We start from the raw sequence: 19,451 nt of genomic DNA, 5'->3' as shown, positions 1-19,451 counted from the left end.
GACCGCGCCTTGGGACGTTGGGACATGGGACGCCCATAGCGCGCCAAGACGGGGCAAGTGGCGCGCTTACCGTGTAGGCACAGCGCGCCACGCGATCACAGCGGACTGTCGTCATCACCCGCTGCGACCAGTTCGCGCTCCGCTTCCGGCTCTTGCTCTTCCTTCACGTAGTACCAACCGCGCGATCCGGTCGACTCGCGCTTGCGCACCCACCCGAGCGACTTCAACGCCTTGCCGATGCGGCGCTGCTCTGCCAGCGTCCACTTCGACGTGTCGAGCTTCAGGATGTCCGCGAGGATCTCTTCCATCGTCGTGCGCGACACGAATTCCAGGGCCTTGGCGATCTTGTCCTCGTACACGTCACCTTCGTAGCGCTCCGCCTGCTCGATCTCGAACAGCGGGCGTTCATGCTCTTCGACGTGCCACACAACACCCGTGCGATACAGGTGTACGGCTTCGGCCCAGAGCTGTTCACGAACGGCCACAATGCCATCGATGTCGACCAGACCACCGACACGCAGCGGCCAGTAGCGCCGGTTACCCGACTCGTCCTTCAGGTACGTGTCGAAGTTAACCGAGCCAGCGAACACGCACTGACGCGGTACGTCGGTCGCACGCTTGCCGTAGAAGTTGCGGAACCGGTCGACGGCCGTCGCAAAGAAGCTCTTCACCGCCGATGAGTCGGCCTTGTTCAGCGAGTCCAGTTCGGCCAGCTCGATCACCCACTTGCCGGCCAGCACCGCGTAAGTGTCTTTGTTGCCGATCTGGATCGGCGTATCGGTGAACCACGGAGCGCCGGCCAGCACCTTCAGCGCCGTCGATTTGCGATGCCCTTGCTTGCCTTCGAGGATCAGGACGTTGTCGACCTTGCAGCCCGGCTCCATCACGCGAGCGACGGCCGCGATCATCCACTTCATGAACGCGAGCTGCACATACTCGCTGTCGGCCACGCGCAGGTATGTCGACGGCATCGATCGCACGCGCGATACGCCGTCCCATTTCAGCCCTTCGAGATATTCACGCACGTCATGGAAGTGCGTCGCGTCCGCCACCAACAGCACCGCGTTCATCACGATATCGGTGCGCGTATCGAGGCCGTACCGTTGAGACAACCAGAGAACGGTGCGCTGGTCGTCCATGTCGGTCCACTCACCCGTGACACCCTGCGGGAACGGCGGCGCTTTGCGCTTCATCACACGACCACCGAAGTCGTCCTGCTCGATCACGCCCTGCCACGCCTTGTGGTTCGACAGGATCAGGTGCACGTTCCCGAGCGTCGGCAACAGCCTGCCCTTGTCCGACCGAGCCAGATCCTGCTCCCACGTGTGTGCGCCGCTCTCTGCCTCACTGCCATCCCATTCCGGCTGGTTCGCGGCAGCTGACGTCGCGACGGGTTTCGACGGCGTGACGTCCGCGGGCGACATGTCGACCGTCGCCGGCCGAATCTCTTCGTTCGCTGGCGCGATCACGCGCAAGATTGCCGCCTGCACCTGCGCCCCGACAACCTCGAAGCCCTCTTCGACGTGCAGGTCGTTGAAGTCGGTCAGCTTGCGCTCGCCGCGATTTGCGAACGCCGGATAAACGACGCTGACGTCGTCGACCGTCGCTGCCGCCTCGTACGCCCGTTTCAGTCCCGTGTTCTCGAAACGCTTCCGGCGCTGCGGCATCACGTCGTTACCGTAGCTCACCTCAACGTACGGCACGCCGTTGTCGTCACGACGGCGTGACACGGCAACCATGTACCAGGTGTTCTTCGCCTCGATCCGCACCGGGTCTGCACCAAACACCAGTTCGCCCCGGAAATTGAACTCGTCGGCGAGCCAATCACGCATGCGCTGCTCGATCTTCCAGTCGTCGTCGGCGCAGATCAGTACGTGCACATTCGGGTACGTCGCACGCAAGTAGCGCACGGCCGGGAGGATGCCGCCTGCGTCGAAGCAGACACTGACCGCGAACGCATCGTCGGTCGCCATGCGGATCGAACGCGCGGTCGCGTAGCCTTCGGCGACCAGCACGATCTGATCATCTGCGCCGACCTCGCCGAGCAGAAGCGATGCCCCCTTCTTTTCCATGCCCTTGTTGAAGCGCTTCGCGCCGTCCGGCGTGATCTTCTGCAGGCCGACGAGGCGAGCGTCGTCGCCGTACTGATACATTGGCACGAAGATTGTGCCGTCCGCGTCGAACCGCACGCCTTCGGCCGTGATGTGCTTGCGGTCCAGGTACGCGGACTCGCCATGCTCTGCCGCTCGGCTCCACTGATCGCGCGCGCGGTTCGCGGCGAGCTTCGCCTGTCGTGCATCACGTTCGGCCTGCTCGCGCTCGGCGGCTTCCTGCCGGCGACGTGTCTCGGCGAGCACTTCCTCGCTCAGCGGTGCGCCGCTCCATTCGAATCGCTCGGTGCCCGGATCGTCGCCCGAGAAATGGCCGAACGTACCGCCATAGCCGATAACCGCGCCCTTACTGATGACTTCGCGAAGCTGATACCAATATTTCTTGCGCGGCCCGTACCGGTGATGTTTGCCGTCCGCGACCGGATGGCCGGGAGGCAGGTCGGGATGCCCCGCAGCACGCAATTGCTGAATGATCTGGTCCAGTGTCGCCATACAAAAACTCCCTCGATCAAAGTTACTTTGGCCGCATGTCGCGGCCAGATCACAATCCGTTGAATGGTTCCCGGCTAACTCGCATGCCGAGCGGCCTCCAACTCTGCGAGGCGGCGGTCACGCTCGACCTTGTGAGAAAAGCTTCGCCACGCAGCCCGCCCCGCCGCATAACACTGCCGTCCGCTCGGCGAGCGGCTGTACTGCGATGCGCTGCGTCGCAACGCGCTACTGATTCCGTTCACGTTCACGTGTGTCTCCGGTTATTTGCCGCGCAGTCGACGCCACTCCGCCGACATGAGATCGTCGAACGCGGCAAGGTCCAGCGCGCAGAGACGATCGGTAAGCTGGTCGCGGAACGCATGACGTTCCGCCTTGGTCGCGAGCGCGGCGCATGCGCGCGCAGCTCGCTCGATGAACAAGCGCACGCGCCCGGCTGCGTTCGCTTCCGCAAGAATCGGAGCGAGGCGATCGGGGAACATGGCGAGCAGTTCGGACAGCAAGCGCCCCGCATCGGCGGGGGCGCACTCGAATCGGGATGCGAGCGTCGTGACAGCGCACGCCAATTGCTGCTCGGGCGAGCAAGAGAGGCTGATCTGCTCACGCTCGGGCCGGCAGCACCCCATGCCGGGCTTAAACCGTTCCATGACGACGACGGCGACGCGCGGCGAGGTTGCGAGCAGCGTGAATCAAACGCTGGAACAGACGCTGACCCTTGCGGCCGGTTGCGATGATCTGCTCCGCCCGGCCGTCATCGATGCGCTGTTCCCCAAGAACGCGCGTCACGTCGTCTGCGACGCGGCCGACGTGGGCCTGAAGGTGCAAAGCGGTCGAGACCAGATGCACGTCCACGCCCGGCCCGATGTCGTCATCAGCGCCATGCTCGTCGACGTATTCGGCAACCAGCCCGAAACGCGCATTCAGCGCATGGAGCGCATCGAGCGCGTGCGCCTTTGCCTCAGTCTTTTCCTGCATCCATTCGATCAGCAGCTCGAACATCTCCATCGACAAACGACTGTCGCCAACACCACGCAGGCGCAGGCGAAGTGATTCCGCTGTGATGTTCTTGCCGCGCCGGATCGTGAGGTGGTTCGCCGCGTCGGCGACGCCACCGGGCGTGTTGCGGATGGATGTATAGAGCACGTCGAGCCATTCAGTGCTGTCGTATCGGCAAGTCATGCGCCGCCCCTGCGAAGCATTTTTGAGAAAAATGCGAATGGCGAGCGTGCGAGAATCTCGATCACCTCATCCTTCGCCCACACTTGTTTTTCATCATGGACACAACCACCGTCGCCGCACTCTCGAGCACAATCGGCGCAATCTTCGGCGCCACTTGCGGGGCGATCACGACGCTGATTACCGCTCGGCAGACCGTTCGACAGAGACATCGAGAGCACCTTGTCGAGCGAGCGTATGACGCTGCGCGAGCGGAGCATCTCGCGCACCTTGAAATCGCGAAGATCGAGGGCGAACGCGGGGCCAGTCGACCGATAGCGGCGTTTAGCCGCTACTTGGTCTACCACCTTGTCCTTCTCGACCGGCTCGTCGACCTCAATAAAGCGAAAGAACTTGATGCGAGCACCATTACGAGTGCGCTTGACGATGCAGCGCGTCTTTCGCGCACCGATCGCAAGGGAGACATCCGAGCCGGGGCCGAGCGCGGAACCTGAGAATTGCTGTTCCGCAGCGCAGGGGCTGGAGTACGCATCCAGCCATTCGGTACTGTCGTATCGGCAGGTCATATCGGATCTTTGAGATTGAGCCGCTTTCATGCTGTCGCGGCAGAGTCGCGTCGCTTACGATTCAGCAAGCAACGGTTGGAGCGGACGTCAGCTCTACGCTGTTAGTGCATGGCACGGACGCTTCGGCCTTTACGAAGTAGTCGTAAAGCGCCTGCACGTTGGATACGCGCGGGTCAGCGACTCGGGAAAGCGCGATCTTTGTCAGGGTGTCGTATGGAACGCCCGCTTCCTTTGAGATTCGACGCCACTTGCCCTTGTTTGCTTGAAGCTTCTCGATTACGCATTCCAACCAAGAACCCGCGCACTGACTCATATCGTTCCCCTATTAGGTGCGCCCCGATTTTAAGTCTTATTTGGCTATTTTTCAATCTGAAAGCACGCAGAGGAAAGTAACGAATGTCTAGCCAAATTTGGCAATATCGAGACATGAACAAGATGCCCGCCCGCGAGATCCTCGCGCACAAGCTCACGCGCCTGATGGCCGACCACCCAACGCTCAATACGCAAGGGAAACTTGCTGCGCGCGCGGGGCTTGCGCAGCGCACCGTCGGCCGCATGAAGAACAACGAAGCCGATCCACAACTCGGTCACGTGGAGGCGGTCGCTCACGCGCTCGGCGTATCGCTAGTCAGCTTGATTTCAGATGAAAGCTCACGCGGAAGCGACCTGCAGTACGACACGGACGCGGTTGCGCGCCTCTCCGTCGAAGATCGGAAAAAGATTGAGTCGTACATCGAGTTCGTCCTGAGCGCGAGCGGCGCTGCAGGCAAGCAAGGCGGGGATGCACTGAATATTTCGGAAACGTCGCCAGCGACGAAAGCGCAGGCAGCATCGGTGCGACGGGCAGCTCAACGACCATTATCAAACAAAACGTTGAGCATCAATGATGACCAAAGCCACGCAAACGAGGGAAAACGCGGGCGTCGCTAGCTTGTCCGCATATCGCGAACACAAATTCCACTCGACATCCTGCACACTTTCGGAACCCAATAACGAGCGGGCAGTGGCTGCCCGAGATGCCCTGCTGGGCGAAATCAACTCGCGTAGCTCCCCCGTGATCGCATACGCCGCCGTATTCTTGTCGGAGAACGGCGACATCACCTTGTCCGCTGCTGGCATAGAACCGGAATTCGCTCCCGCGATCCAGTCCGGTATCGATCGCATCAACAGGCGCATCGACGAACACACCGGCCGCAACTCCCGTCAGCGCAATCAAACCGGATTCGCGCGCCTGATCCCCATACTCTCAGCGGCAATCTTCGCCGCTATGTACGTCAACGTTGTGCCGTGGATTGACGTCGCTCTTTCTGCCGCCGGCCAAGTACTGGCGGGACTTGCAGCGAAGCGACGGCCGCCAGAAGACGGGCCGATTTAAGACAAATAAGACGACACCATAGGCGGCCCTTAAATCTCACTCCAGCCACAAATAGTCTTATATGGCTTGACCATTTAAGCCAAATACGACTACTCTCCGGGTTACGCAATGGCGCGTACACCCGGAGACCACCAATGAAGACCACCGATTTGAATGCGGAAACCCGCCAACACTGGCTCCGCGACGAGCAGACGCCCCGCGTCACGCCGTCCGAGCCTGCCCGCCAAAGCAACTTTGAGAAGTCGAAGATCTTCCGCTGGACGGTCGTCGCCGCTCTGCTGTTTGTCGTCGTGAATGTGTTCCAAGACGATCCGGTCGTTGCACCGACGACGGCCTACGTCACCGTCTAGTCCGCCCCGTATCAGCCGGGGCAAGCGGCCCCGGCGTCATGGAGACAACCATGCCGCGATTCAAAGTCACTGCCGAACCCCTCTTCGACGTCGAGCGTCGAGACACCCTCTCGCTGCGCACCATCACGCGATACGACCGCAATCAAAGGCGTCCGTCGACCCCGATCCTGATCGGCAAATACGTAGTCGGACGCCGCCCATTGCCGGACAGCGTACATACCGAGTATTTGATCCTCGACGGCACTGAGATCGCCTGCAGGCAAATCTCGATCCCGGACGAAGACAACTGCTTCAACGCGATCAAGCGCCTGCGTGACGCGAAGCGGGCAGCGGGTCTCATTGAGCCGAAGGCAATCCACAAAAAAGTGAACAAGCGTGACAAGGCGCGCACGACAGCATCGCAGGAGGCTTCGTAATGGACGACCGCACGCAACAGCTCGACTTGACCGCGCCGATCCCAACGGGGAGCGCGAAGGCCGCAGCCGCTGCTGCGGGCGCAACGTCAGCGGACCTGTGGATGGTCCCCTATAGTCAACTTCACTATGACCCGGCGGACAACATTCGCCCGGTTGATCCCGAGTGGGTAGCGCACCTCACTGCACTGATCGTCCAGAACGGGTACGACAAGGGTTCGCCGCTCCACTGCTACGCGCGCAAGGTCGACGGGAAGGATCTGCTTTACGTATACAAGGGGCAGCACCGCTACCTTGCGGCCGGCAAGGCAATCGAAGCTGGCAAGGACGTCGGCAAGATCCCTGTCGTCGTCCGGGACGCCAAGACGGTCAACCGCGCCGAAATGGTGATCGACGGGTATCTCAGCAACGACAGCAAGCGGTCGTCGCCTCTTGATCTGGCTGCCGCCGTCGCCGAGCTGCGCGACATTCACGGCATGACCCTCGCGGCGATCTGTAAGCGCCTGAATGTCACCGACCAAACGGTCCGCGACGTCGGCCTGCTCGAACGCGCCCCGGTTGAACTGCACCAGCTCGTACGCGCCGGTCAATGCACCGGCACGCTTGCGATCGAACAGATTCGCAAGCGTGGTGGCGAGAAGGCCCTCGAACACATCGTCGCCGGCATCTCCAAAGCTGCGGAAGCCGGCAAGTCGAAGGTGACGAAGAAATATCTCGAAGCAGCGCCACTGCTCAATGTACTCCCGGCCCCGGCACCATCGCCCGAGCAGACAACATCTGCAGCCGCCACAGCCGACGCCGTGCCGCTCGCTGCGTCGACGGCCGCGGATGTGACTGTCGCGACGCAGGCGTCGACACTGACAGCCTCGCGCCAAAGCGCCCCCGCCAAAATCAACGACGCGTGCGCAAAGCAACTTTTGCAGGCGCTGCATGCCGTGCTGCACGATCCCGTGTTCGGCAAGCTGTCTCCGGGCACCATTGATGCCGTCCACACGGCGCTAATGCCACTCACGGACCTACTCGATGCACAGCCGGCGCGCACGACGGTCTATCCGATCGCAAGCGCAAACGAGCACGGCGTCTACGCCCCTACGGACGTGATCTCCGCACCGAAACTGAAGAAGACCGGCCGCAGCCCGGCGGAGATACGCGTCGCGATGATTGCGGAAGGCCAGTGGATTTACGGGATGGATTACACGATCGGGGCGGCCGGCGGCGCATCGCCCTGCTCGTACCACGAAGGTATGGCGACGTACCCGACCCGCGTGCAGGCAATTCGCGAGGCTGTGCGCGACTTTACACGCCGCATCGAGGCGAGCCCCACCATGTCGAAGGCGAAGGAAGCCAACAGCGTACGTAAGTGGCTCGACCAGCTGTATGCGATGCCCGACCCCAACTGGACACCAGAAATGGCTCTGGAGACGTGCAAATGACCCCGCGCCCGGCCCTTTCTACCCCACGTCCGCTGCCGCGAAAGCGGGAACATGCGAAGAAGCGCCCGGCTATCGCACTGGCAAGCGTCAACGGCACCGCAATGCAGTCGAACAGCAGCGGGCTAACGCCCGCAAAAGCGATCCAGAAGGACGAAGCGCCGCTCGCGCGGCGCAAATCTATCCAGACAAACGATGCCTTGGCGGATACCCGCCAAGGCAGGCTCGCGCGGCTCGACGCCCTTCGCATCGAGATCCGCACGTTGATCACCGAGATCTCTCACGCGGCCGACGTGGAGCTGCTGGACCTGATGGCCGACGAGATCGGATCGTTCGCTCGCCACAAGGCGGCGCAGGACGCGCGCACCTGGGCAGCAACCGCCGGTATCACGCTGGAAACCGGCTTGATGCAACTCGCCCGCGCACTTCCACAACACAAGGCACAGTGAAATGACCCGACGAAGCAGCCCGTTTGAAGTGTGCGGACTCAAACCAATCAGGCAAGACAGCGAAGGCCCTCTCTTCGACCCCGCAGAAGCGGCCACGATGATTGCGAATTCCATCAACGCAGACACAAACTACTTTCAGCGAAAAACAAAAGATATGAATACCGATTTTGCAAAAGCCGAGTCCGCCACCTGCGATGCGATCGCACTCTTTGAGCGCTCGCTGGCTCGCATGGTCGACGCCGAAAAGCAAGTTGCTGCGTCAACGAAGAAAGCGGCAGGTAGCGTGCGGAAGTCCGCAAACGAACTCGGCGATACGATGCAACGGCTCTTGAAAACGGCGGATATCGACCGCCTCGAACGGTACGCCACTGTTCTCGAGCGTATGGCAGCCGCTATGCAGACCTTGGCCACCTTGGAGATCGACGGCAAGCTCGATCGTATCGTCAGCGCCATTCGATAATCGGGGACCACCATGGAAAACGTCACCAGCAACTACGATGCCCTGCACGCGGCCGCTGAAAAAGCCACCAAGGGAAACTGGATCAACGTCGGAGCATGGGTGGAGAACGAGAGCGACGACCTGAAGGATATCTGCCATTGCCGTCCGAACGGGAACGAAAACTACGAGCAAGCGCTGCTCGACGCCGCCTATATCGCCCTCGCGAACCCAGACACCATCCTTCGGCTTCTCCTTGAACGACGCACCGCGCTCGAGGCGGCAACGCGACCAGCTGCGTCATGCGGGGCTCGCGCTCGCATGATCACGGAGGCCTCCACCATGACCACCGCCGACAAGAGCCGCGCTGATGCGCTGACGATCCGTGAACTGATCGCAAACGACGCATACGCCATGTCGTTCCAGACGATCGGGCAATACCGCACTGCACTTCTCGCCTGCGTCCCTCGCGCTGATGTGGTGGGAGGGGTGCTGTCCGGCGACGCGAGCGAATGCCTGATGGACGTGGTGAGCCATCACCGTGACTTCGTGAACGCGTGCAAAGTGATGCACTTCGAATCGGTAAATGACGACAGTGACGCGTATTGGGAAAAGCAGATTAATGTGCTGAACCGCATGAAAGTGCAGGCGGAACGTGCGCTATCCGAAGCATCCGCAGATACAGTGGCAGCGCCGGCAGACGAGCGTGCGGCGTTCGAGGCGTGGCGAGATAAACACGCGTTCAACATGCAGCATCACGGGCTGGCAACTGAATATGCGTGGAGCGCATGGCAAGCCCGCGCGGCAGCATCGCAGCCCGCAGCGGGGCAAGAGGCGATCCTGCATGAGGGAATGACGCCTGACCAAGACGACACTTACGCCGAAGCGGAATTGGCCCGTGCTGGAGATACAAAATGACGAAGAAGCAACGGAAAAACGAAGCCACGACCGCCGACACTCAGATTGCAGCAGCAATTTCTAGCACGATCAGCGCTGTCAGCTTTCAGGGGCTCAGCATCGAGACTCCGGACGGCAACCCCGCCACGCTCGCCGTTCTCGATCAGAATGGGGACGTGGTCGACGCCGGGCCTGCGGTATCGCGTGCCGTGTGGGAAATCGCGATCAGATCGTATCGAAACTTCCTTTGCGCGCAGGGCTTCCTGCGCGTCAGGACAGTCTCCCCTGACCAACAGACAGCATGACCAGACACGGCGCCGCAAGGCGCCGTTTTCATTACGCGGTTCCAATCAGCACATCAGCGGGAATATGCAGCCCCTCGTGCAGCTTGCGGATCATAGCAAGGCTCAATGCCCGACGCCCGGCGAGCACCTCATACACGCGGTTGGTGTTTCCGATGTAGGGCTGCATGTCGGGGACCGACAGGCCGGCCTGCTCCATCCGAAACTTAATCGCATCGATCGGATTAGGCGCGGCCATCGGAAAGTGCTCGGCCTCGTAGCGCTCGACCAGAATCGCCAGAATCTCCAGTTCGTCGCCCTCCGGCGAGCCAGGTGCGGGGTCCGCATCGACGAGTGCGGACACCGCCTTCAGGGTAGCCTCGTAATCGGCTTCAGTTCGAATCGGGTGAATGTCCATATCGTTACTCCATTTCCACGGTTGCCGCGTCGACTTTGTCGTATTCCGCGTGCGTGCCGACAAACTTCACGTACACCACGCCAATCTGATAAGCCACCGCGACGATCAACCGGAAGTCGTTGCCCTTGATGTTGAACACCACACGGTTCCGGCCGACGAAACTGGCGCTTGCATACTGGTCCTTGATGTTCTGCGGGGTCTTCCAGTTCGCCTTCGCAGCTTCCGAATGCCACGCCAGCAGCGCTTGCTCGGCCTGCGCGTGGCGGGCGATGAAATTCAGCAGGGTTCTTTTGGCAACGATTCGCATGAACATAACTATAGTCCCAAATTGGGACCAATGCAACAGCCACGCTCGCCCAGAGGGCAAAGCAACTTTGTTATTATGTATTTTGCCTAGCGTTCGGCAATCCGAAGATCATGCTCTTCTATCTCGCGCTGTTGCCGACGATCGTCGACCTGACGCATGTCGGTGTCCTCGCGTGGACGGAACTCGTCGGCACGATGCTCGCGGTCCTGATCCTGGCCGACTGCTTCTGGTCGCTGCTCGCTTCGCGAGCGCGTGCGTTCCTCACGTCGGCACGCGCGAAGCGGATCGCGAACCGCACGAGCGCGACGGCAATGGCCGGTGCGGCGGTGGCGATCGCGACGCGCTGAACGCCACGGCCGCACGCGCATCAGCACGACGCCACGTCGTTGCGAAACGGGGCGGACCGCTGCGTCCGCCCGTCAGCGCACAACAGCGCGTTACGGTGTCCCGGCGCTGCAGCAATACGCGAGCAGGAACGTCGCGGTGCCCGGGTCGCCCTGCACGATCGCGCGCATGTCGCCGTTCAGCTTCGCCATCGCTGCCGTCACGTAATCCGGCGCGGGCAGCTTCGCCGTATTGAAGTCGTGTACCGCAACCGCGACCGGCTTGTTGTCCTTCGTCTTCGGCGATGCCAGCGCCCGGTCTTCCGCTGCGAATCGCTGATCGCGCGTGGCGACTGCACCGACCTGCCCCGCGCAATAGCCGTGCGTTCCCGACATGATGTGAATCGTGTGACCGTCACCGCTCAATCCGGACGCGATGGTATTCAATGCCGCTGCGACGTCCCTGACGTTGCACGGGCCGTGAAAGCCCCAGATCTGCACCGCGTTCGGGGTGCCATTCATGATGTTGACGAGCGTTGCCATGACCTCTCTCCTTGCAGTCCTGCGTCGTGGACAGTTCGCGGCGAAGCAGGCTCTACTTTCCACGACGACGTTCATGGGCCGGCGCGATGCCGGGCACACAGTGCCCGTTGCCTCCCGCCGAGTTGAGAAACATCCGGATATCCGCGACGGACTCGATCAAACCGCGCCCGCCACGAACGGTTCAACCTTATCCATCGGCCTCGGTTCGCAACATGGACCGCTCGTCATACATTCGGCAACGTGCCGATCTTCACGGGAAGCGGAGGTCCCGCCACACGCCACGCAAAATCAGGCACAGGTGTACAGCGGGCCGCAGGCCACGTGTCGGCACCGACGCGCAAGATTTCGGTTGCCCAACCTTCCACCAAACGCCCGCCCTGCCAGTCTTCACTAGCACCCCGCCAGCCTGCGCCCATCACCCGGACCGGGCACGTGATCGTTGCATTCAACCAGCGCCCGCACCAACGCCCAGTCATCGTCGTCGCAGAAATCGAGCAGCATCGCGCCATACGAACCACGTTGCTCGCGCAACCGCGCCGCGAGCCGCGCCTGAACCCCCTGCACCCTGCCGTCGCCGCGCGCGACCACCGACGGATTCGCGCCCATCCCCGTACCGCTGCAGAAATTGATCGCCCAGCGGCCGCTTTCCGGCGACGGCATGCCGGCCAGCAGCGCATCGATCACGCGCCACTTGTAGTTGATCGACCCGGCAACGGGCACGCGGTATTCGTCCTGGATCACGAACGCCGCATCGGGATGATCGATCGTGAAGGTCGCGTTGTCGGGCCACGCGGTCAGGTCGATGCCCAGCGGCCGGCTGCTGCGGAACCGCCGCAACAACACCACCGCGCCGCGCACGTCGCCGAGCGCCGGCAGCGCGCCGCCCGCATGCCAGCGCAACCGCGGGTGCCGCGCACGATGCGCGTCGAACGTCGCATCGAAACTGCGCGTGCACGCCTGCGCGGGCCATTCGTCCTTCACCGACATCACGATGCATTCACGCGGATGCGTATCGAGAAAGCGCGTACAGTCCGCGAGCACGTCGTCGAACGACATGCCGAGCGCGATCCCGCCGTGATGGATGTCGAACGCATCGCACCGGTGCCGGCAGCGGATGTCGAGCAGCCGCACGCCGTGCGCGAGCTGCGCGGCGAGCGGTGCGCGCTGCGTGCGCACGAGCGGATCGTCGACCGTATACGCACAGGTGTCATGGCTACCCGGTAGGGTCAGCGTATGCAGCCGCCGCGCGTCGTCGAGCGCCGACATCCAGTCGGCCAGCGGCGTGGAAGCTTCGTATCGCGAAGGGATCATGAATCGATGACTGACAAGGAAAGAAAAACGTGGGTGACCGCGTCGGATGTCGCCGTGCGGGCCGGCGTGTCGCGCTCCGCGGTGTCGCGTGCGTTCTCGCCGACGGCGAGCATCGCACCCGAAACGCGCGAACGCGTGATGGTGGCCGCGCGTGCGCTCGGCTACCAGGTCAACCTGATCGCGCGCGACATGATCACGCAGCGCAGCAGCATGATCGGCGTCGTGACGGCCGGGTTCGTGAATCCGTTCCGCGCGCGGCTTCTGTCGGACCTGATGGCCGCGCTCGGTCAGCGCGCGTTCACGCCGCTTGTCACCAACGCGGATGATCCGCACCAGGTCCGGCAATCGCTCGAACGGCTGCTCAGCTACCGGATCGCGGGCCTCGTGATGACGTCCGCGTCGCCGCCGCTGTCGGTCGCGCGGCAGTATCTCGATCACCGGATTCCCGTCGTGATGATCAATCGCGAAGCGAACCTGCCGGGTGCGGATGTCGTCATCAGCGACAACGCGGCGGGCGCCGCCCATGCCGCGCAACGGCTCGTGCGGGCCGGCGCGCGCCGGCTCGCGTTCGTCGGGCCGCGCACTGCGAGCTACAGCGCACGCGCACGTGCGGATGCGTTCGCGCTGGCGCTGCAACGCGGCGACGCGTTCGATGCGGTATTCGTCAACATGATCGATACGCGCTCCGATACACATGCATGCGGCATCGACGCCGCGCGGCAACTGTTCGCATCCGGTGACCGCCCGGACGGCGTGTTCTGCTCGTCCGACCTGCTCGCGCTCGGCGTGATCGACGCCGCCCGCGGCGCATTCGGCTTGCGCGTGCCCGACGACCTGCGCGTGATCGGCTTCGACGACATCCCCGCCGCCGAATACGACACGTATCGGCTCACGACACTGCGCCAGGACACGCAAGGTCTCGCGCACGCGGCAGTCGACCTGCTCGCCGACCGGATCCAGACGTTCGACGGCGCATCGCGCACGCGCGTCGTGCCGGTTACGCACGTGGTCCGGCACAGCTGCGTATAACGCGTCGCGTCACTTCAGTCCGCCCGCGAAGCCGCGCAGCAGGTAGCGTTGCACGTAGCCTGCGACGGCCAGCGTCGGCAGCGACGCCAGCAACCCCGCGCTCATCAGGTCGCCCCAGTCGATGCCGTTCTCCGTCACGTAGCCGGCGATTGCGAGCGGCAGCGTGAAGCGGCTCGGCGTCGACACGAACAGCAGCGCGATCAGGAACTCGTTCCAGGCGGCGATGAACACGAAGATCGCCGTCGCGATCAACCCCGGCGCGCACAGCGGTAGCACGATCTGCACGAGCCGCCGCGCGAGCCCCGCACCGTCGATGCACGCGGCCTCCTCGTATTCGATCGGCACGTCGCGCACGAACGCGAGCAGCATCCAGATCGCCATCGGCAGCGCGTAGATCTGGTAAGCGAGCATCAGCCCGAGTGTCGAATCGAGCAGATACAGCCGCTTCGCGAGTGCGAACAGCGGCACCGCGATCGTGATCGGCGGCATCAGCTTCAATGCCAGCACGAGCATCAGGAACAGCAAGTCGAGCCGGGCCGGAAACCGCAGCCGCACGAGCGCATACGCGGCAGGAAGCGCGAGCGTCAGCGCGAGCAGCGTCGTGCCGAACCCGACCAGCAGCGAATTGGCGAGCGGCGCGCCGATGCCGTTCGACCAGACCGACGCAAAATGCTCGAGCGTCGGCGCGGCCGGCAAGATCCGCAGCGGATGATCGAGGCGCTCGAGCGTCGGCATGAACGCCGCGCCGGCCATCCACAGGCACGGCAGCAGCAACAGCGCGAGCGCGGCGGCGCGCAGCATCCACGGCACCGCGCGACCGAATGCGGCACGCGTTCGCGCGTGCGCGATGCCCGCGGATCGCGCCGTCATGCGCGCCGCTTGCGAACCGTCTGCCATACGTACCCCGAAACAAGCAGCGCGGACGCCGCGAGCATCAGCACCGACGCGGCACTCGCCGGCCCGACGTTGAAGAAGCGGAAGCCCGTGTCGTAGATGTAGGTCGACAGCGTCTGCGTCGCGTTGCCGGGACCGCCGCCCGTGAGCGCATAGACCTTGTCGAACAGCTTGAACGTGTCGATCGAGCGCAGCAGCAGCGCGAGGCCGATCTGCGGCGCCGCGAGCGGCAGCGTGATGTCGCGCAGGCACTGCCACTCGCTCGCGCCGTCGGTGCGCGCGGCTTCGTACAGCTCCTGCGGGATCGATTGCAGTCCGGCCAGCACGATCAGGAACGCCATCGGCGTCCACTGCCACACGTCGACGAGCGCGAGTGACCACAGCGCGAGATGCGGATCGGACAGCCAGCGCACGCCTTCCATGCCGAACGCGGCGAGCAGCGCGTTGAGGAAGCCGTCGAAATTGAGCCAGTTGCGCCAGATCGCCGAGCACACGAGCGTGGACAGCATCATCGGCAGGATCGCGAGCGGCAGCGCAATGCGCCGCCCCGGAAACGCGCGCACGAACAGCAGCGCGAGACCGAAGCCGAGCGCGACTTCGACGAGCGATGCCGCGATCGTGAAGCGCAGCGTGTTGCCGAAGCCGGCCGAGAACGCGTCGTCGCCGAGCACTGCGCGATAGTTCGCGAGCCCCGCGAATGCGCGGCGGCCTGCCGTGTAGTCGACCTGGCAGAACGAGTCGATCAGCACCTGCGCGACCGGGTACAGCGCGAGCGCGGCCAGCACCAGGAGCGCGGGTCCGAGCAGCGCGACGAACGGCAGGCTGCGGCCGAGGGTTTTCATGCGCGGCTTCCGGATGAAGCGTGGCGGCAAGCCGTCACTTGCCCGCCGCGGCCATCGCCTGCGCGATCTTCTGCTGCGCCTGGCGCAGTGCTGCGTCGGGCGCGGCCTGCCCGGTCAGCGCGAGCTGCAGCTGGTCGCCGAGAATGCTCTCGACCTGCTGCCAGTCCTTCACGCGCGGCCGCGCACGGCCGGCCTCGAGCGCCTTCAGCTGATCGGGATACCAGCGGTACTGGCGCACCAGCGCCGGATCGGCGAACACGCTGCGGCGCGTCGGCGGAATGCCGATCCCGGCGAGGCGCGTTTGCGTGTCGCGCGAACTCAGGTAGACCAGGAAGTCCTGCGCGAGCTTCGCGTGCGGCGCGTCCTTCGGAATACCCATCTGCCAGATGCCGAGCATCGGCGCCGGGCCGGCCGTCTGCCCGGGCGGCGGCTGCAACGCGATCTGCCCGACCACGCGCGACTGCTTCGGATCGTCAAGCGCCGGAATCCACGCCGGCCACACCTCGATCGACTGCGCGGCCGTGCCGCGCTGCAACGCATCGCGCACTTCGGCGGCGCCGTACACGTCGACGTCCTTCGGCGCGGAGGCCTTCAGCGCGAGGAACGTCTTCAGCGCGGCCTGCGACTCGCGCGAATCGATCGTCACGTTGCCGGCACGGTCGAACACGTCGCCGCCATAGGCCCACAGGATCGGCAGGAAGCCCGTCACGACGGGGTTGCCCTTGGTGCCGCGGAACACGACGCCCGACACGCTCTTGTCCGCGCCACCGACGGTCTGCGCGATCTTCAGCACGTCGTCCCAGTTGCGCGGCGGCTGCAGCTTGTATTTCGCGAGCAGATCCTTCCGGTACGCGAACATCTCGACGTTGCCGACGATCGGCAGCGCGTACAGCGCACCCGCCGAGTTGCGGCCCAGCGCGACCGCCGACGGCACGAGATCGGCGTCCGCGAGCGATGCCGGCAGCGGCTTCAGCCAGCCGTTGCCGATGAATTCGGGCGCCCACGTGTCGTCCATCATCACGAGGTCGTACGTGCCGGTTCCTTCGCGCATCGACAGCTTCAGCTTCTGGTACAGGTTCGCGTTCGGCAGCTTGAGCAGCTCGATGTCGGTGCCCGGATGCAGCTTGGTGAAGCCGGCGACGGCGTCGGCGAGCCCCTTGCCATAGATGTCGTCGCGGCCCGCGATGACGAGATCCGCCGCGAAGGCGTGCGAGGCGGCAAGGGACAGCGCAACGGCGGCGGACAGCACGCGCAGGCAGCTCAGCAGGGTCATGTGGTCTCTCTCGATCGGCGTGGTGGCGGGTCGGCCTCGCGTTGCACACGTGTGCAACACGGGCGACGCTTCGGGCGTCCTGAAGCGAACGCCATTGTTCACGTCGATCGTTAAGAATTTGTGGCACGCGGCGGAACCGGCCGGCCATCGCAGCCGGCCGCCCCGACCGCCTCGCCACGCGCGCGCCGTCAGAAGTTCACGCGAATCCCGGCCATCACCGCCAACTGCCGGCTCGAATTGCTGTTCGCAAGCACCGGAATCTGCGCGTAGTTCACCGCATTGCCGTTCGCGTCGGTGCCGAGCCCCGTGCCGCTCGAGATCTGGCCGATCGCGACCGCATACAGCGCGGTGCGCTTCGACAGGCTGTAGTTCGTGCCGACGTTGACCTGATGGAAGCGCGTCGTGCCGCGCCCGTCCGTGTGCGCGGCATTGAAGATGTATGCGACGCCGCCCTGCAGCGCGGGCGTGAACATGTACGTGACGTTCAGCTCGCCGATGTCGAACGTGAACGCCTGCTTGCGCGGCTGCGCGTCGGTCGAGAAATAGCGGCTGTCGCCGAGGCGCGTGTGCGTGTAGGTCAGTGCGACCGTCGCCGCGCCGAGCGTCACCGAGCCGCCCGCGCCGAACGCACGCATCGAGCCGGCGTCCTGGAGCAGGCAGTACATCGCGCCCGGATTGCTGCACGCGAAGTCGCCGATATAGCCGCTCGCGCCGCCGAGCGCGGCGTCGAGCGGCTGGTGCAGGTCGAGATAGCCGACCGAGAACGCGACCGGCGCACGCGTGTAGGTCGCGGCGACCGCATAGCCGCGCTTCGCGGAAAAGTCGCCGGCCTGCCCGCCGAAGCTGAACGTGCCGCCGAACGTCAGGCCGTTGAAGTCGGCGCTGGTGAACTTCACCGCGTTGTTGAAGTTGAACGCGGCGTTCAGGTTGTCGACGTCGCCGAGATGCGAGCCGTACGGCGTCGCCCAGTTGTTGCTCGATACGTATGCGCCGAGCATGTCCGTGTACGAATCGTACTGGCGGCCGAGGCCGAGCGTGCCGATCGAATCCTGGCGCAGCCCGACCCACGCCTGCCGGCTGAACGCGGTGCTGCCCTGCAGCGCCTGCCCGTTCGCGGACAGGAATTGCTGCTCGAGCGAAAACACCGCGTCGAGCCCGCCGCCGAGCGGCTCGGCGCCCTGAAATCCGAAGCGGGACGGCACGAGGTTGCCGCCGCCCATCTGCCATGCGTGGCCGCTGCCGGTGCTGCCGTCGGCGCGCGTGAACTGCTGGTTCGTCGAATAGATGATGCCTGTGTCCACGGTGCCGTACAGCGTCACGCTGCCCGATGTTTGCGCGTGTGCGTTCATGCAGCCCAGCGCGGCCGCGGCCGCGGCCGCTGCCAGTCTTCGTCCGATTTTCATGTCCCGCCCCTCTGATGTCATCGATTCGCAGTGCAGATCGATGGTGTTGTCGATATGGGTGACAGGACTCTATCCAGCGAAAATTCGGGACCCCTATCCCAAATCAGCAAATGATGAAGCGAACGGGCGACACGCGACCGCGCCCGGCAAAACCGGCGCGATGCGCAAACGTCATTCGGGACGCAGGGTCTGCGACGGCAACTCGCCGAACAGGTCGCGATACTCGCGTGCGAAATAGCCAAGATGCGTGAAGCCCCAGCTCGCGGCGGCCTCGCCGACGCCGAGTTGCTGTGCCGAGGTCGTGCGCAGCAGGCGCCGCACCGCATTCAGCCGGATCGTGCGCAGATAGCCAACGGGCGTGACGTCGGCGACGCGCTGGAAGCTCGTCTGCAGGGTGCGGCGGCTGCAGCGCAGCGCGCGGCACAGTTCGAGCACGGTGACGGGTTCCTCGGGCCGGTCGCGCAGGTGTTTCTCGCAACGGCTGACGATATCGCTGTAGGTCGCGTGCGTGATGTCGCGGCGCTCGGCGCCGATGCCCTGGTCGAGCGCATCGAGGAACATGCCGAGCATCGCGTCGCGGAACATCTTGCGGGTGGCCGCATATTCGAGGCAGCCGGGGTTGCGCTGGGCGTCGTCGATCAGCGACGACAGCCGCGCGCCGAGCGCGACGCCTTGCGCGTCCGACAGCCGCGTGACGTGCCGCAGCTTGCGCGCGCCGGCCGCGCCGAACTCGGCTTCGCACAGCTCGTCGATCATGTCCGACGCGGCGCTGATCCCGACGAGCCCCATCCCTTCCGGCGTGTGGAATTCGAAATCCTCGCCGGCGCGCAGCGCGAGCAGCGCATAGCCGTCGACCGGCTGGCCCTGGAACGTGCCGGCGAGCGGCATCGACAGCGGCACCGCGAGCGACGTACGCCCGGCCGGCGCAACGCCGGTTTGCGCGACACGCCGGTTGGTCGTCTCGCGGAAGAAATGGAACTCGTCGTACAGCACCTGCGTGACGGTGCCTCTGAACCGGCCCGGCGTCATCTGGCGGTAGACCTGATGCCAACCCGCGATCGCGAGCCCGTGGTCATGCACGTCTTCGTGTGAGCGTGACTGGAACAGCATCGGCATCTCCGGTGAAACCCTGAAT

General features: G+C 64.2%; 23 protein-coding genes and 1 pseudogene. 11 read left to right on the top strand and 13 right to left on the bottom strand.

Features of this window, described 5'->3' with window-relative positions:
- Positions 1-95 precede the first annotated feature (95 nt).
- The 4 genes from WS66_RS03930 to WS66_RS03915 form a co-directional block, all read right to left on the bottom strand.
- Complete coding sequence (locus WS66_RS03930; protein ID WP_059599190.1) at positions 96-2,603, bottom strand: VapE domain-containing protein; 2,508 nt, start codon at positions 2,601-2,603, stop codon at positions 96-98.
- Between the two features lie 260 nt (positions 2,604-2,863).
- Entirely contained in the window at positions 2,864-3,247 is a 384-nt protein-coding gene (locus WS66_RS03925; protein ID WP_059599189.1) for a hypothetical protein, read from the bottom strand.
- Positions 3,234-3,779 (bottom strand): hypothetical protein, encoded by a 546-nt coding sequence (locus WS66_RS03920; RefSeq protein WP_059599188.1) that lies wholly within the window; start codon positions 3,777-3,779, stop codon positions 3,234-3,236. Before WS66_RS03920 ends, WS66_RS03925 begins: the two co-directional genes overlap by 14 nt.
- Positions 3,776-4,372, bottom strand: a complete 597-nt coding sequence (locus WS66_RS03915) for a hypothetical protein (protein WP_108064612.1) — start codon at positions 4,370-4,372, stop codon at positions 3,776-3,778. The genes WS66_RS03920 and WS66_RS03915 overlap by 4 nt, the downstream gene beginning before the upstream one ends.
- A gap of 366 nt (positions 4,373-4,738) precedes the next feature.
- Here WS66_RS03915 and WS66_RS03905 point away from each other — a divergent pair, with 366 nt between their 5' ends.
- From WS66_RS03905 to WS66_RS03865, 9 genes are all read left to right on the top strand, one after another.
- Positions 4,739-5,272 carry a helix-turn-helix domain-containing protein gene (locus WS66_RS03905; RefSeq protein WP_236872916.1) on the top strand — a complete coding sequence of 178 codons (534 nt, stop codon included), beginning with the start codon at positions 4,739-4,741 and terminating at the stop codon, positions 5,270-5,272.
- On the top strand, positions 5,226-5,717 hold the full coding sequence (locus tag WS66_RS03900) for a hypothetical protein (protein ID WP_162499691.1): 492 nt from the start codon (positions 5,226-5,228) through the stop codon (positions 5,715-5,717). The genes WS66_RS03905 and WS66_RS03900 overlap by 47 nt, the downstream gene beginning before the upstream one ends.
- Positions 5,718-5,851: 134 nt before the next feature.
- Entirely contained in the window at positions 5,852-6,067 is a 216-nt protein-coding gene (locus tag WS66_RS03895) for a hypothetical protein (protein WP_059599184.1), read from the top strand.
- A gap of 50 nt (positions 6,068-6,117) precedes the next feature.
- Positions 6,118-6,483 (top strand): hypothetical protein, encoded by a 366-nt coding sequence (locus WS66_RS03890; RefSeq protein WP_059599238.1) that lies wholly within the window; start codon positions 6,118-6,120, stop codon positions 6,481-6,483.
- Positions 6,483-7,913, top strand: a complete 1,431-nt coding sequence (locus tag WS66_RS03885; protein ID WP_059599183.1) for a ParB/RepB/Spo0J family partition protein — start codon at positions 6,483-6,485, stop codon at positions 7,911-7,913. The genes WS66_RS03890 and WS66_RS03885 overlap by 1 nt, the downstream gene beginning before the upstream one ends.
- Positions 7,910-8,359, top strand: a complete 450-nt coding sequence (locus WS66_RS03880; RefSeq protein WP_236872915.1) for a hypothetical protein — start codon at positions 7,910-7,912, stop codon at positions 8,357-8,359. Before WS66_RS03885 ends, WS66_RS03880 begins: the two co-directional genes overlap by 4 nt.
- A 1-nt stretch (position 8,360) precedes the next feature.
- Positions 8,361-8,819 (top strand): hypothetical protein, encoded by a 459-nt coding sequence (locus WS66_RS03875; RefSeq protein ID WP_059599181.1) that lies wholly within the window; start codon positions 8,361-8,363, stop codon positions 8,817-8,819.
- Positions 8,820-8,831: 12 nt separating this feature from the next.
- Positions 8,832-9,713 carry an ead/Ea22-like family protein gene (locus WS66_RS03870; RefSeq protein ID WP_059599180.1) on the top strand — a complete coding sequence of 294 codons (882 nt, stop codon included), beginning with the start codon at positions 8,832-8,834 and terminating at the stop codon, positions 9,711-9,713.
- The gene (locus WS66_RS03865; RefSeq protein WP_059599179.1) at positions 9,710-9,997 is read left to right on the top strand and encodes a hypothetical protein; all 288 of its coding nucleotides are present in this window, start codon (positions 9,710-9,712) and stop codon (positions 9,995-9,997) included. The genes WS66_RS03870 and WS66_RS03865 overlap by 4 nt, the downstream gene beginning before the upstream one ends.
- A gap of 31 nt (positions 9,998-10,028) precedes the next feature.
- Here WS66_RS03865 and WS66_RS03860 read toward each other — a convergent pair whose 3' ends face one another.
- Together WS66_RS03860 and WS66_RS03855 are read right to left on the bottom strand one after the other, a co-directional pair.
- Positions 10,029-10,391 carry a helix-turn-helix domain-containing protein gene (locus tag WS66_RS03860; RefSeq protein ID WP_059599178.1) on the bottom strand — a complete coding sequence of 121 codons (363 nt, stop codon included), beginning with the start codon at positions 10,389-10,391 and terminating at the stop codon, positions 10,029-10,031.
- A gap of 4 nt (positions 10,392-10,395) precedes the next feature.
- On the bottom strand, positions 10,396-10,698 hold the full coding sequence (locus WS66_RS03855; protein WP_059599237.1) for a type II toxin-antitoxin system HigB family toxin: 303 nt from the start codon (positions 10,696-10,698) through the stop codon (positions 10,396-10,398).
- A gap of 86 nt (positions 10,699-10,784) precedes the next feature.
- On the opposite strand from WS66_RS03855, the pseudogene WS66_RS03850 reads away from it, so the two are divergent.
- Positions 10,785-11,045: pseudogene (locus tag WS66_RS03850) on the top strand (LysE family transporter); the annotation flags it as partial.
- 90 nt (positions 11,046-11,135) lie between these two features.
- Here the strand turns inward: WS66_RS03850 and WS66_RS03845 are convergent.
- Entirely contained in the window at positions 11,136-11,564 is a 429-nt protein-coding gene (locus WS66_RS03845; RefSeq protein ID WP_059599177.1) for a hypothetical protein, read from the bottom strand.
- 390 nt (positions 11,565-11,954) lie between these two features.
- Positions 11,955-12,875, bottom strand: coding sequence for a phosphatidylinositol-specific phospholipase C (locus WS66_RS03840; RefSeq protein WP_159086509.1), 921 nt, complete (start codon positions 12,873-12,875; stop codon positions 11,955-11,957).
- Between the two features lie 6 nt (positions 12,876-12,881).
- Here WS66_RS03840 and WS66_RS03835 point away from each other — a divergent pair, with 6 nt between their 5' ends.
- On the top strand, positions 12,882-13,904 hold the full coding sequence (locus WS66_RS03835) for a LacI family DNA-binding transcriptional regulator (RefSeq protein ID WP_059599176.1): 1,023 nt from the start codon (positions 12,882-12,884) through the stop codon (positions 13,902-13,904).
- A gap of 9 nt (positions 13,905-13,913) precedes the next feature.
- On the opposite strand, the gene WS66_RS03830 is transcribed toward WS66_RS03835, so the two are convergent.
- The 5 genes from WS66_RS03830 to WS66_RS03810 form a co-directional block, all read right to left on the bottom strand.
- Positions 13,914-14,774: a carbohydrate ABC transporter permease gene (locus tag WS66_RS03830; RefSeq protein WP_059599235.1), complete on the bottom strand. Its 861-nt coding sequence runs from the start codon at positions 14,772-14,774 to the stop codon at positions 13,914-13,916.
- Positions 14,771-15,640 (bottom strand): carbohydrate ABC transporter permease, encoded by an 870-nt coding sequence (locus WS66_RS03825; RefSeq protein WP_059599175.1) that lies wholly within the window; start codon positions 15,638-15,640, stop codon positions 14,771-14,773. The genes WS66_RS03830 and WS66_RS03825 overlap by 4 nt, the downstream gene beginning before the upstream one ends.
- 34 nt (positions 15,641-15,674) lie before the next feature.
- Positions 15,675-16,913: an ABC transporter substrate-binding protein gene (locus WS66_RS03820; protein ID WP_059599174.1), complete on the bottom strand. Its 1,239-nt coding sequence runs from the start codon at positions 16,911-16,913 to the stop codon at positions 15,675-15,677.
- Positions 16,914-17,101: 188 nt separating this feature from the next.
- Complete coding sequence (locus WS66_RS03815; RefSeq protein ID WP_059599173.1) at positions 17,102-18,316, bottom strand: porin; 1,215 nt, start codon at positions 18,314-18,316, stop codon at positions 17,102-17,104.
- A gap of 171 nt (positions 18,317-18,487) precedes the next feature.
- A complete protein-coding gene (locus WS66_RS03810) occupies positions 18,488-19,426 on the bottom strand; it encodes a helix-turn-helix domain-containing protein (protein ID WP_059599234.1) in 939 nt (312 codons plus the stop codon).
- Positions 19,427-19,451: the final 25 nt, after the last annotated feature.

The organism is Burkholderia sp. LA-2-3-30-S1-D2 (assembly GCF_001523915.2).
GTDB classification, from domain to species: Bacteria; Pseudomonadota; Gammaproteobacteria; order Burkholderiales; family Burkholderiaceae; genus Burkholderia; species Burkholderia diffusa.
Note: the sequence above shows the minus strand (reverse complement) of the source record. Positions and strands in the feature narration are given on the sequence as shown.